Source organism: Dielma fastidiosa, assembly GCF_003475485.1.
Lineage (GTDB): Bacteria > Bacillota_I > Bacilli_A > Erysipelotrichales > Erysipelotrichaceae > Dielma > Dielma fastidiosa.
In genome coordinates this window covers 476111-490574 of the sequence record NZ_QRQL01000002.1, presented here as the reverse complement: position 1 = coordinate 490574, position 14464 = coordinate 476111, and the positions used below count along the sequence as shown (strand labels likewise).

Genomic DNA, 14464 nt, shown 5'->3' with positions numbered 1-14464 from the left:
TCGCCTTTTTGAAACGTTAATAAACTTTTATCTGTCATATAGCTATTCAATATTTCTACTACTTATAGTCATGATTCTCTACACATATAATTATTATTTTCCATCATTCATAAATTTAGTGATAAATATTTCGAATTATTCGTGTATTTTAATGTAATTTATTCTTGTTAATTGAATCAAAACTGCACTTTTGTGTTATAATCCTTATTATAAGGAGGACCTTGTTATGGATAGAAAAATCATGAAAGAATTGATAGCTTGGAAAGATAGTGCTTATCGTAAGCCTTTAATCTTACAAGGTGCACGTCAAACCGGTAAGACATATACCATGCTTGAATTAGGCAGAAAGTTTTATGAGAATGTCGCATATTTTAATTTTGAAAGTGATCCTTCATTAAGTAAAACCTTTGATGAAAATATCAGTCCTTCTTATTTAATTCCTATTCTTTCAAGGATTTCTAAGCAAACTATCATTAAAGAAAAGACTTTAATTATTTTTGATGAAATCCAGTTATGCGAGAGAGCTTTAACTTCATTAAAGTATTTCTGTGAAGAAGCTCCGGAATATCATATTATTGCTGCTGGTAGCTTACTTGGTGTGGCTGTGAATCGTTCTCAATTCTCTTTTCCTGTTGGTAAAGTTGATATTAAGACAATGTATCCATTGGATTTTGAAGAATTCTTACTTGCATTAAATGAGAAAAATCTTGTGGAACTAATTCAGGACTGCTTTAATTCCAACGTTCCTATGCCGCAGGTTCTTCACAAAGATGCGATGAGTTTATATAGAACATACTTAGTTGTAGGTGGTATGCCTGAGATTGTTAGTAAGTATGTAGAAACAAAAGACTTCTTGCTTGTTCGCCACTTACAGGATATGATACTTGCCAGTTATCTCAATGATATGAGCAAATATAATACGAATAATGAAATCAAGAAAACACGTCAAGTTTATGATAATATTACTGTTCAGTTATCAAGAGCAAATACACGTTTCCAATATAAGCTTGTTAAAAAAGGCGGTCGGGCATCTGAATTTGAGAATGCCATTGAATGGTTAAATTTATCAGGAATAGTCAATCGAATTTATCGTGCGGATAAGATCATGAAGCCTTTAGAAAATTATAAAGATATTGACGCATTTAAAATTTATGTATCGGATGTTGGCTTGTTATGTGCAAAGAAGAATATTTTAGCAGAAGACATCTTGTATATGAGCGATGAGCTTAATGATTTTAAAGGTGGAATGACTGAAAATTATGTGTGTAATCAATTGACATTTAATGGTTATACAAGTTATTATTGGGAATCAGAAAGAAGTGCAGAAATAGATTTCGTTATTCAACGCGAAGGACAGATTATTCCCATAGAGGTAAAAGCAGCGGATAATGTGAAGGCAAAGAGTTTAAAAGTATATATGGAACAAAATAAGCCTGCTTATGCAATAAAGATAACAGGAAAGAATTTTGGATTTGAAAATAATCAAAAATCAATTCCTTTGTATGCTGCATTTTGCATATAGTTAAATGAATATAGAGTATGGAGTGCATGATAAGTGCATTCTTTTTTTGTATAAAAGTTATGATTGTTATTACTAAATTGTATGCTTGAAAAGAAAGAAAAAAGCTTAGGTATATGCCTTTAAAGAATTGATAAAATGCAAACAAACATGATGAACAGGCAAATAAAAGAAAGCTTTAGAAAGCATGCACAAACAATAGACATAAAAGTGTCCTAAAATAAGTTAATTCCAATAGGGAAAGAGAAAGAGAGAGGAGATTTATTTATGTGAATAAATATTCAAGTAAGGCCGTTAAGACTGCTGCTACAGTTGGTATGTCTTTGGCTATGGTTTTGAGTGCTGTACCTGCTGTAGGTAATGCAGTTGTTGCACAAGCTGCTACTGTATGTACTACTAAAAAGAGTTATAAAGCAAATGATGTTTATGCCTCAAAAACAATAACGGGTGCTAAAGTAATTGCAGATGTTCAAACTGAAGCAGCTAATGCAATTAAAGGACTAGATTTAACTAAAACAGTTACAGTTGGTGCTACAGAGGTTGAGTATTATTTGGGCTATAAAGTAGATAGTGGATCACTTAAAAAAGCTTCTGATGGTGTTGATGTGAGTAGTGCAACTAGTAAAGTAACTTATGGTTATTATGCTACAACAGGAGATAGCATTACAGGTTATCCGGTAATTAATGCAGATGATCCATTAAAAGGGTCAGAAGTAATAATCGCAGTTCGTGACAATGCAAATATTGGTGCCGATATTAACACTTATGTTACTAGTGTACTTGGTAGTGCTTGGGGTAGTGATGCAGCTCTAACAGGAAATGTTGAAATCACAGATGCAAGCGGCAATAAAACGAAAACTGGAGCAGTAAAAGCAGTTTACAATATTGATGGAACTGATGTTGAGGCTACTAATCCTGTTGGTAATGGTAGTTTAGATACTGCAAAATCAGTTGTTGTTAAAATCGTCGTAACTACAGCATTTGAAGATTATTCAAATTGCGCAGAAGTAGGTACAGGCTTAGGAATCACAGACAGATATACAGCAAAGAACGTATATAACGAGATCGTTTCTGCTTTCGATAAAGCTAGTTTAACTTTTGAAAATGTTAAGCCTGGTGACGAAGTTGAATTCACTAAAACGAATACTGCTTCTTTAGGTAAAGTAACTATCTTATCTAAAGGTGCCATCCCTCAATTAGACATCGATTTCAAAGCAGTTCTTAAAGAATTAGCTAGATATTTAGACAATACTACCGATGAAGGTAAGGCTGTTGAACGTATGCTGGATATGGATACAGCTATGAATGACATGTTCAAAGCTAACGGTAACTTGGCTGCTGCTGAAAAATATGATGAGGATACTGAATTCAAAACAACTTCTGCTTATGCTACTGCTGCAGATCTGTTAGAAGATTTCAATGACTTCGAGACTTATTTGACTAACTTGGATACTGCTAAATATGATCGTGTTACCGATGCTAAGTCAGTATTAGAAGATCTGGTCAACAGCTATGTAGCTGAGAACGATGGAGATCTGTTAGACACTTATCTGACTAGCTTAGACAAGTTCTATGAAAAGTTCGTTGATCAATATGGTGATGCAGGTATCACAAAAGCTAATGTTGATGCTGCCATCAAACAAATCAAGAATGGTACTACTTTCACTGATCTGAAGGGTAAAGAAGTAACTATCGAAAAGTCTGATTATACTACTTTCAAAGAAAATTCAGGTGTTGAAGAATACATGACTAAGTTTGAAGATATGTATGATGAGATCGAAGCAGTCAAAGAAGCAGTAGCTAAGACGAACGAAGCGTATAAAGACTTGATCAAGAACGATACTTCAGTTAAAGACTTCTTGACTAACAAAGACAGCGACAGAAAATTAACTTCAGGAAAAGAATTCAGCTCAATCAAATCAAATCTGACTGTAGATGAATACAAGATCTTGAAAGCATACAAAGAAGAAGTATTGGATGTCGTACTGACTCTTGAAACAAAAGAAGTTGGTAACAGCTATGTTAACAAATCAGCAAAATCAATCTATGCGACAACTGCACAATTGAATACTGTATTAAACAATATCGGTAACGGAACTGATCTTGACAAGGGTGTATTCACTAAATTGGATAAAGAAAAAGGTGAATTTAACTGGGATAAGTTAGTTGCTCATATGGAAAAAGTAGAATCAAGCTTAGAAGCATTGACAACAGGCATCGAAAAGTTAGATTCAATCTCATTGACAGTCAATGACCGTGCTGCAATCATTGCTGCAGATGATGCAGTTTACTTCTTGACAGGAGATGGAGAAGATAATTTAACTTCAGCACAAGCAAGAACAGTTAAGAATGCAGATCGTAAAGTAACTGAATTGATGGAAGCTTATCGTATGAAATTCGGATCATTGAATGCTGAATTAAACGGATGGGTAGACAAAGGCGCAGGCAACTGGGCATACTATGAAAATGGAAATGCAGTAACTAAGTGGGTAGCATCAGGTTCAGACTGGTATTATGTAAAGGGCGGCGTAATGTTACGTAACTCTTGGATTGCTAGTGATTCACAAGGAACAAAATGGTACTATGTAGATGATGCAGGTAAGATGGTATCAAATACGACTGTTAATGGTTATACATTCAACTCATATGGAGTATGGGTTAAATAATCGAAAAAGAATAGAATAATAAAGAATTTAATTACCAATCCCCAGAAGAGGTGTTACGGAAAGTAGCACCTCTTTTAAACGTAAGCACATGAAAAAGAGATGCACATCTCTGTACATCTCAATTAAGTAATTTAGTTGATTTACAATTAACCGTTGTAAGAAGGACTCATGTAAACGCCGTAAGAATTGATCCAGCAGCCATCTACAGATTGGTTCGTAACCATCTTACCAGCATTGTCTAAGTAGTACCAGCGACCACCGTCGGTAGCCAACCAAGTATTTCTCAGCATCTTACCGTCTTTGATCATATACCAATCAGAACCAGAAGCGACCCATTTGTAAGCAGCAGGAGTACCGTCTTCATTGTTGTAACCCCAGTTACCGTTACCCATGTCATACCATCCAGCAACGTTAGTTGTACCTAAGTTGTCGAATGCTTCACGCAGGTTTTCAATCTTAGTTTCAGCAGCTCTTACCGTCTTTTCTTCATCTTTAGTTGTATTAAAGTAGAAGTCACCTTTACTATTACCTAATTCATAAATAGCATCTTCAGCTGCTTCTAATAATTTCTTATCAGTAACTTTGATATTAGCAGGTGTCAATTTAGCAATATCAGTAGTAACAGCAGCTAATGCCTTTTCAAATGCTTCCATATGTTCAGCTACTACATCATAACCAAATTTACCTTCTTCTTTATCAACTAATGTATATAAGTAACTTGCAAAATTATTATTGAATGTAGTCTGCTGAGAAGAAGTTACTGTAGATAAGAAATCTGAATTATCAGAATAATATTTACCTACTTTTTTAGTTTCCATAGAATAAACAGAATCGATTACTTCTTCTTTTACAGCTTTTAGAATCTCCCATTGATCTAAATTTAAAGTCGCTGCTAAATCGTCAGACATATCTCCTTCCGTATAATCTGCTTTTCCACTTGCAGCAATAGCACTTACAAATGCTTTTACAGTTTTCTTTGTTGTTTCACCATTAACGGCTACTTTTTTAGTTGTATAATCTTTATACTCATCACTCTTATATACATCTTTAGTAGTAGTGATGTTGTCTAATAATTCTTCATAAGTGTCTAAAATATTAATTACAGCATCTTCATCTTTAAAACGATCATAACTATCGTGATCTTTGATTGATTTCATACGATTTTTGATGATAGTACTCTTACTAAGATCCATTTTAGGGAAATCATCAGCTCCATAATCTGATCCTAATACATCACCAATTGATTTAGCACTCTTTTTAGAAATTTTAGCAGTTAAATCAACAGCCTCTTCTTTTAAGTCCTTTTGTAAGATAGCATCAAATGCTAGCACAAATTCACCTAAAGCAGTGTCATCAGTAGTGCCTAAATAAGTATCAATCACATCATTTAATGCATTATAAGCGTCTAAAACAACACTACCAGCTGTATTAACCGGACCATCTTCTAATTCAGTACCTAAATACTTACCGAAGTCTTTTTTGAAATCTTTAATTTCTTTTAATGATGCTTTTGCAGCAGTATATTCAGCATCACTATCAATAGTACTCCATTCACCATCTAATTTGCCAATCAAAACTTTCAATTTAGAGCCAGCAACTGGGAATTTAGTATCATCATCAAAATCAGTTTTGATATCACCAATATAAGCTTCAATACCTGCAACAGCAGCTTGCCATTTACTTACGTTAGTAGCAACAGTGCTTGTCCATTCTAAATCTTTTACAGCTTCAGTCAATTCAGCATCGTATTCTTTAATTGCAACTAAAATATGAACACTGTCACCTGCACCATTTTTAACTTTTAAATCGTCATCTAAGGTAATTGTATCGAATTTTTTACCATCCAATTTGTCAATAATAGCTTGATATACAGCCTGTCCACATTTCTCTTTTTCTGTAGCTGTAGGATTTGCAATATCTGCTACACTAACATTTTTACATACACCAGCATCATAGTTGCCAGCTTCAGCAGCGAAAACCGGAGCAGCATTGCTCAAAACCATAGCCAAAGACATACCAACGGTAGCAGCTGTCTTAACGGCCTTACTTGAATATTTATTCATATAAATAAATCTCCTCTCTCTTTCTCTTTCCCTATTGGAATTAACTTATTTTAGGACACTTTTATGTCTATTGTTTGTGCATGCTTTCAAAAGGATAATCATATAGCCCATTTTTATCGTGTTTGTAATTATTTAAAGCTATAATATAAGTCATATAACTATCACTAATTTATTACATTTCGCCATATATAAATACAAACTATCAGTATCTATTCCAGCACATTCACTTATTTTTTCTATAATTTAAAGTGTAACTGATTATGAAGATTCTCAAAAACTATTTAAATATAACTTGATAATTTAAGGTTATTAAATTTACTAGTGAAATTCACTTTTAACAAAAAAAGCGTAATCCCATCATCTGAGTTCACGCTCTTAATATGCAACTACACATTGTTTTTTTATCACAAATCACTTAAATTTAATTCATCATAAAAGTATTCAATAATTGTTTTTTATACTCAATAATCTTTTATCTTCGATATTGCCCAGAGCGGTAAATTCAACAATCTTTCTTCTTTTTTATAATCCGCCATGGAAGTACGAACAGCTATTTTAGGCTGATACTTTTCTTGATATACTTTAAGGCTCTTAGCCTTAAGATTTTGTTCAGCTTTGACTTCAATTGGAATGACATTGCTGCCATTGTCAATAATGAAATCTACTTCCGCCAATCCACGCTCAGCTGTCCAATAATAGACATTCAATCCTTTTATTGTTTTCAATTGCTGTAATACATACTGCTCGGTTAACGCACCTTTAAACTCTTTAAATAACTCGTTACCATCCAAAAGAACTTTCTGTTGTAAACCTACCATACAAGATAATAATCCTATATCAACCAAGAATAATTTAAATGCTTTCAGATCTTCATAAGCTTTCAAAGGTAAATTAGGGGCCGACACTCGATGGACTTTATGTACAAGTCCACAATCAGTGAGCCAAAGTAAGGCTAACTCGAATTCTTTCGCTCTAGCACCTTCTTTTATTAAACCATATATAAACTTCTTATTTTCTTTTGCAAGTTGAGCAGCGATACTGTTCCATAGCATACGAATGCGAGGTACTGTTTCGTTAGGAGCATGTTTTGAGAAATCCTGTTCATAAGCAGTTAAGATATTTTGCTGAATCTCTCGTACTTCATTAAAATCACGACTATCTACAAATGCTTGCACTGCTTCGGGCATCCCACCAACATAATAATAATATTTTAGTATGTCGATAAAATCCTGTTTGAATGTAACTGCCATGTCGAAATTACCATCTTGTAAAAGATCAACATACTGAGACTTATTCATAGCTATCATGAATTCAACAAAAGATAGAGGGTAAAGATCCATAAATTCAACTTTTCCAACTGGAAAAGAAGTACCTTCATGAAGGGCAACTCCTAATAGACTACCAGCACATATGATTTGATATTGAGGCGCTTGCTCATTGAAATACTTTAAGCTAGTTAGAGCCTTTGGTACTTCTTGTACTTCATCAAATATTAACAGTGTATTATCAGAATCAATCTTATGACCAGCATATAATTCTAGCCCTGTAATCAACCGACTTATTTCCAAACTGCCTTCAAATAAATTTCTCATTAGCTCATTATTATCGAAGTTTACATAAACAACTTTTTCATAAGAGCTATCTCCAAATTCTTTCATTAACCAAGTTTTACCTACTTGACGTGCTCCACGAATAATGAGAGGTTTTCTTCTTTCATTTGCTTTCCATTCTCTTAATTGTTCAATAGCCGTACGATACATTAATATCACCTCATAATTTCTAATGATAGTATATCACTTATCATCAAAAATTCATACGAAAAAATGTAAATCAATACTAATAAAACGTATCAATAATGAAAAAATGTGCAAAATCATAGTTATAAATTAAATGTTATGTGCCTTAAAAAGGAAAATCTATTAGATAAAAAAGCGATAAATAAGCTGCGATTTGAAAGCTTTTGAAAGCATGCACAAACAATAGACATAGAAGTGTCCTAAAATAAGTTAATTCCAATAGGGAAAGAGAAAGAGAGAGGAGATTTATTTATATGAATAAATATTCAAGTAAGGCTGTTAAGACTGCTGCTACCGTTGGTATGTCTTTGGCTATGGTTTTGAGCAATGCTGCTCCTGTGTTTGCTGCTGCACCTGCAGTACCAACATTAACATGCACAGATTCAGATACTAAAGATTGTAAAGACATTTTTTATGATTTATCAAAAGCAATTGAAAAAATTGGCTTAGATGAACTCACAATGGATAGCGAAGGAACAATTAATGGTTCAGAAAAACAAAATATCATCGCTACAATTCTTAAATACAGAGCAGGTTTAGCCAAATATGCTGAAGGATCAGATTATACTACATTAAGAAAATGGACAGATATTATTGACAAATTGATCGATGCAAGTGGAAATGTTGCTGGAGCTGATAATACTGGAATGTTTGATGAAACAAAATTCTTAGCAGGAACTGCACAAGCAAATGATGATAAAGGGTTGGTAAACTACTATAGCAAAATGTTAGCTGATGCAAGCGATGCTGGTTGGAAAGATTTAACTACTGGTTCCGCTGCTACTAAACAAAAAGCTGCAGTTAAAGCATTTGAAAAATTGGAAAAATGGGTTGAAGAAGGTTATGCGGATCGTTTGAATGATGATTTAGCTGATCGTTTCGATACTGTTTATAATGATTTAGAAGAAGTTACTTCTGAATATAGAAGCTCTGATGAAGATGTAACTAATCTTTTCGTAGCAGCTTGGTCTACAGTTTTAGAACAAGATTTAAATGGTAATAAAACTTTAGATTTTGGTAAGAATAAAGTAAAATTTGAAGCAGAAACAGGATTAACTGAAGGATCAGATACTATCAATCTTTCAAGTAAAACTGAAATTAAAGATCGTATCCAAGCTATCAAAGACGCGCCTAATTATTACCGTGTAAAGAATGAAGATGCAGTACAAGATATCATTGATCAATATAATGATTTATTAGGTACTATCACTGATCTTAAAGATTTATTAAAAGATGATGCATATAAAGCTTATTTAACAACAAAAACCGATGATGCAGAAGCTACTGTTAAATCAGTAATTTCAGGATTCAGTTATACAAAAACAACTGAGAAAGATAAAGCTAAAGAATTAGCTAAAACATTAGATGTTGAACAGTATGAAATCTTAAAAGCAATGGTTGAAGATGTATTAAATAACGCATACAACTTTGAAACTAAAAAAGTAGGTAACTATTATGTTGATAAATCAGGATGGGTTGATGGCTTCACAGGTTCTTCCACTATTACTAGAGATTTAGGTAATTCTGATTTCTTGTTAAATTTAGTAGATACTAAAGAAGGAACATTCGGTATCGATGTAGTAATGAATCACTTAGCTGATTTCGTTGAAGCTTGGGATGCAGTTACGACAGATATTGCTAAATTAACACCAGCTAATATCAAAGCTAGTGATAAAGCAACATTGGAAGCTGCTGAAGATGCTTATTATGAAATGAGTGCAACTGATGGTAAATATGTAAATAATTTAACTAAAGATCAAAAGAAAGAATTAAGAAAAATTAAAACAAAAGTTGAGAATTTACGTGAAGCATTCGATAACTTAGGAGTAACTAATGTAGCAGGATGGTATGATATGGGTAACGGTAACTGGGGTTACAACAATGAAGACGGTACTCCTGCTGCTTACAAATGGGTTGCTTCTGGTGCTGATTGGTATATGATCAAAGACGGTAAGATGCTGAGAAATACTTGGTTGGCTACTGACGGTGGTCGTTGGTACTACTTAGACAATGCTGGTAAGATGGTTACGAACCAATCTGTAGATGGCTGCTGGATCAATTCTTACGGCGTTTACATGAGCCCTTCTTACAACGGTTAATTGTAAATCAATCTAATTAATTGAGATGTACATAGATGTGCATCTCTTTTTACATGCAAAAAGGAGATCCATCACGAATCTCCTTTAAGTGTTATTTGTTTTAGTTAACTATTTAACCCAAACGCCGTAAGAGTTGAAAGTATAACCGTTAACAGTCGTATTGGAAACCATTACACCGTTATCATCTACATAGTACCATCTTGTACCCTGAGCATCAGAAGCAATCCAAGAGTTACGTAACATTGTACCATTCTTTACATAATACCAGTTAGTACCAGAAGCAACCCATTTAGTTGGTCTAGAACCGTCTTCTGCGATGTAATCCCAATCGCCATTGCCTTTGTCTACCCATCCTGATTGAGTTACTGTGCCGTTAAGGATCAATTTGTAATACAATGTAGTGATTAATGTTTCATTAGCTTCAACTGCTTTCTTTTCTTTAGAAGTTAAAGCATTATAGAATTCACCATCAGTATCCATTAATTTATCATAAGCTTTTTTAGCAGCAACAATTTTAGCAGCTTGCTTATCAGTTAGTGTAGTACCTAATGTGATTCCTTCAATATCAGTTGTAACAGCTTTTAATAAAGTATCGATATCAGTTGTCTGACCTACTAAAGCATCATAAACACTTTCATCACTGTCTTTTTCAATATTAGTAGTTAATAATGTTTTAAGAGCAGCTGATACAACATCAGTTTCATTTTCAAGATAACGTGCATAATCTGCATCTTTTAATCTTAAGCTATAGTTACCATTGGTACGTTTAACTGTTTCTACAGTATAGAAGTTTTCAACTACCTCTTCTACATATGTTTTTAATTTCTCAATATCAGCTGAACGTAATGCGTTAAATTTCTTATCGTAATCCTCTGTATCGTCTTCATCATACTTAGCTGCTTCTGCAGCTAACTCTCCTACCTTAGTAGCAATTTTCTTGTAGTCTTTAATAACAGTATTGCTTGTTTTTAACATTACATTTACTTCTTTGATCTCTTCAACCATTTCTTCTAAACGGTCTACATATTTAGCAACATCTTCTTCATCAGCTACTTTAGAATATTTTACTTCATCTTTCAATTCGTCTACTTTATCAGCTTTTAAATCTTTAATGAAATCTTCTAAATCAGAAAGATTAGTGCGAGCAAATTCAGCATCTTTATCAACTAACATAGCTACTGTTACATCTTCAATAACTTCTGCACCTTTAAGCGCATCAACATAGCTATCGACAAAATCACCGATATAGCTGTCTTCGTAATCTTCTACAGCTGTTTCCATTCTTGAAAATAATTCATCATAAATTTCTTTATTTCCTGCCTTATCAGCTTCGGACATGTTGTTTTTGTAATCAGCATAATAAGCAGTCAAATCATCATAATAAGGTTTTACAGCGTTATATTCACGTTCTGTTAAATCAGCTCCATCTAAATCAGCATCATCAGCAAATTGATCCTCTAAATATTCTATTGCAGATTCAATAGCTGCCACTTTCTCAAGGATCGTAAGACGATTATCGTCATCCTTATCACCAGCAAGATAGATAGCATCAGTTGTTTCTTCACAATTTGCTAAAGTTGTCATATATCCAACAACAGTACCTTCACCATTTTCAGGTGTAATGCTTAATAATGCTGCTAGAGTAGCTTTCTTCTCATTTGGAGCAGCATTACCTAAAAGAGCTGCAGTATTAGTCCATGTAATTTCCTTATCAACTGAAATCGTAGATAATTTTAAATCCGCAGCTTTAATGTCGGCTTTTATAGCATTCAATAAGTCCTTTGCTACATTCGTATCCTCAGTCTTACATACTGTGCTAACTGGATCGGCAGCAAATACAGGAGCAGCATTGCTCAAAACCATAGCCAAAGACATACCAACGGTAGCAGCAGTCTTAACAGCCTTACTTGAATATTTATTCATATAAATAAATCTCCTCTCTCTTTTTCTTTCCCTATTGGAATTAACTTATTTTAGGACACTTTTATGTCTATTGTTTGTGCATCCTTCCAATGGAATTGCGAAATGTCCCTTAATGAGTGAAGATTTTAAATTTATCTAATCGCTTTATAGGCATATACCATAATAGTATATGAACTAATTAAAGTTATCAAAGATGATACGAAGAGCAATTATTGAACTCTATTCATGCAAAAAGGAGATCCGTCATGAATCTCCTTTAAGTGTTAGTTATTTAGTTAACTATTTAACCCAAACGCCGTAAGAGTTGAAAGTATAACCGTTAACAGTTGTATTAGAAACCATTACACCAGCATCATCAACATAGTACCATCTAGTACCCTGAGCATCAGAAGCAATCCAAGAGTTACGTAACATTGTACCGTTCTTGACATAATACCAGTTAGCACCAGAAGCTACCCATTTAGTTGGTCTAGAACCGTCTTCAGCGATGTAATCCCAATTGCCGTTGCCTTTGTCTACCCATCCTGATTGAGTAACTGTACCGTTCAGAATCAGTTTGAAGTATAAAGTTTCAATCAATTCAGCATTACCTAATACTTCTTTCTTTTCTTTAGAAGTCAATGCAGAAGCGTATTCTGTAGCAATCTTACCATCTGTTACTAATTGATTTAAAGCTTTCTTAGCAGCAACGATCTTAGCAGCCTGCTTATCAGTTAAAGTAGTACCCATTGTGATGCCATCAATATCTGTAGTAACTGCTTTTAATAATTCTTCAACAGTGGTTACAGTATTAACAACAGTATCATAGTAAGTCTCTTCACTTTCTTCATTGTCGATTACTGTAGTTAATAAATATTGTAAACCAGATGTTTCAGAATTTGTTTCTAATAATTTAAATACATCATTAGCTTCAACATAACGGCCATAATCAGCATTCTCTAAACGTACAACATACTTACCGCTATTCAGTTGTTTTGGAGTTAATGTATAGAATGAACCAATGAAATCTTCAACAAAGTTCTTTAATGCTGTAGCATCAGCTTCTCTAAATGCATTAAGTGCTTTATCTAAAGCAGCTTGTGTTTTTCCGTCTGTTTCTTCTTTATCTAAATTTTTAACAGCATTAACTAAGTTTTGAACTTTAGTAGCCAAGTCTTTCTTATAAGCCTTAACATCCGTATTTGTTGATTTAAGAAGATCTTTTACTTCCTTCATATCTGAAATGATTGTCTCAATTCCTTCAATATAGTTGGCAACTTCGTCGGCATCTTTAACATCATCATAATCAGCATACTTAGTCAACTCATCAATATCATCATTTTTGATATTTTTTAACACTTTTTCTACTGCACTTAACTTTCCATAAGGTATTGAAGCATCTTTTTCAACAGCTTCATAAACTGTAACGCCGTCAATTAATTTAACTTTTTCTAACTCGTTAGCATAATCTGAGACATATACATCTTCTCTTTCTGCTTTGTAATCTTCTACTTCTGCCTTAAAGTTATCAATAGTAGTCATAACGGTATCCCTGTTTTTAACTGAAATCAGAGCATTTAGATACTTTTCGTTATCTTTGATTACTTTATAAATAGTTTCGGCATCCTCTGCTGTTTCTTTAGTTACACCATTCTGTGCAACAGCAGTGATTACTGCACCTTTTCCAGGAGTGTTATTTAAAGTGCCAGATCCGAAATAGTCGCCTAATTTTCCTTCACCAATAGCTTTTTCATAGCCTTTAATGTATTTAGCAAAATCAACTACATCTTGATCAACATCTGCTTCATCCATTGAACTAACATTATCGACTAAGAATGTAGCAATTTGTTCAAGTGTATCACCTTTCTTGATACCATTAATAGCTTGGGTGAAATCATTACCTACTTCCAATGCGCCCAAGCCCTGAAGTTTTGTATTTGCTACTGCAAATACTTCTTTTTCTGTTCCACTTACTTTAACAGTAATAGCTACTTTTAATAGCACTGTTGAATTAGCGGCCTCAGTATAGTCTGAATCCAAAGCATCTAATACAGCTGAAACAATATTGTGTGCCATTTCAGTTGTGCTTTTAACCGTTACAATATCACTTACGCCCTCTGCTAATACAGGCATTACAGGAGCAGCATTGCTCAAAACCATAGCCAAAGACATACCAATGGTAGCAGCAGTCTTAACGGCCTTACTTGAATATTTATTCATAAAATAAATCTCCTCTTTCTTTCTCTTTCCCTATTGGAATTAACTTATTTTAGGACACTTTTATGTCTATTGTTTGTGCATGCTTTCAATAAAGAGAAAGAACCCCCCTATTTATCATCCTAATGAATAACCAGCCAATAGATAAAAGGCACATGCACTTATAGAAAAATACAAGCTAATGGCATATTTTTACTGAAAA

At 33.7% G+C, this 14464-nt stretch carries 7 protein-coding genes; 3 read left to right on the top strand and 4 right to left on the bottom strand.

Annotation, left to right across the window (positions count from 1 at the left end; all coding sequences use genetic code 11):
• Nucleotides 1–226 precede the first annotated feature (226 nt).
• Entirely contained in the window at nt 227–1522 is a 1296-nt protein-coding gene (locus DWZ33_RS07060) for an ATP-binding protein (RefSeq protein ID WP_118454307.1), read from the top strand.
• 266 nt (nt 1523–1788) lie between these two features.
• Nucleotides 1789–4185, top strand: a complete 2397-nt coding sequence (locus tag DWZ33_RS07055; RefSeq protein ID WP_118454306.1) for a hypothetical protein — start codon at nt 1789–1791, stop codon at nt 4183–4185.
• A 146-nt stretch (nt 4186–4331) separates the two neighbouring features.
• Here DWZ33_RS07055 and DWZ33_RS07050 read toward each other — a convergent pair whose 3' ends face one another.
• Nucleotides 4332–6248, bottom strand: a complete 1917-nt coding sequence (locus DWZ33_RS07050) for a hypothetical protein (protein WP_118454305.1) — start codon at nt 6246–6248, stop codon at nt 4332–4334.
• Nucleotides 6249–6709: 461 nt separating this feature from the next.
• Nucleotides 6710–8008, bottom strand: coding sequence for an ATP-binding protein (locus DWZ33_RS07045; RefSeq protein WP_118454304.1), 1299 nt, complete (start codon nt 8006–8008; stop codon nt 6710–6712).
• A 290-nt stretch (nt 8009–8298) separates the two neighbouring features.
• Here DWZ33_RS07045 and DWZ33_RS07040 point away from each other — a divergent pair, with 290 nt between their 5' ends.
• Nucleotides 8299–10143, top strand: coding sequence for a hypothetical protein (locus DWZ33_RS07040; protein WP_118454303.1), 1845 nt, complete (start codon nt 8299–8301; stop codon nt 10141–10143).
• A 108-nt stretch (nt 10144–10251) separates the two neighbouring features.
• Here DWZ33_RS07040 and DWZ33_RS07035 read toward each other — a convergent pair whose 3' ends face one another.
• Both DWZ33_RS07035 and DWZ33_RS07030 read right to left on the bottom strand, forming a co-directional pair.
• A complete protein-coding gene (locus DWZ33_RS07035) occupies nt 10252–12066 on the bottom strand; it encodes a hypothetical protein (RefSeq protein WP_118454302.1) in 1815 nt (604 codons plus the stop codon).
• Between the two features lie 279 nt (nt 12067–12345).
• Nucleotides 12346–14265, bottom strand: coding sequence for a hypothetical protein (locus tag DWZ33_RS07030; protein ID WP_118454301.1), 1920 nt, complete (start codon nt 14263–14265; stop codon nt 12346–12348).
• Between the last annotated feature and the right edge of the window lie 199 nt (nt 14266–14464).

Excerpts from the sequence above, each read along its gene's own strand:
- DWZ33_RS07060 (WP_118454307.1), top strand. The coding sequence starts at position 227 with ATGGATAGAAAAATCATGAAAGAATTGATAGCTTGGAAAGATAGTGCT.
- DWZ33_RS07050 (WP_118454305.1), bottom strand. The coding sequence starts at position 6,248 with ATGAATAAATATTCAAGTAAGGCCGTTAAGACAGCTGCTACCGTTGGT.
- DWZ33_RS07045 (WP_118454304.1), bottom strand. The coding sequence starts at position 8,008 with ATGTATCGTACGGCTATTGAACAATTAAGAGAATGGAAAGCAAATGAA.
- DWZ33_RS07040 (WP_118454303.1), top strand. The coding sequence starts at position 8,299 with ATGAATAAATATTCAAGTAAGGCTGTTAAGACTGCTGCTACCGTTGGT.
- DWZ33_RS07035 (WP_118454302.1), bottom strand. The coding sequence starts at position 12,066 with ATGAATAAATATTCAAGTAAGGCTGTTAAGACTGCTGCTACCGTTGGT.
- DWZ33_RS07030 (WP_118454301.1), bottom strand. The coding sequence starts at position 14,265 with ATGAATAAATATTCAAGTAAGGCCGTTAAGACTGCTGCTACCATTGGT.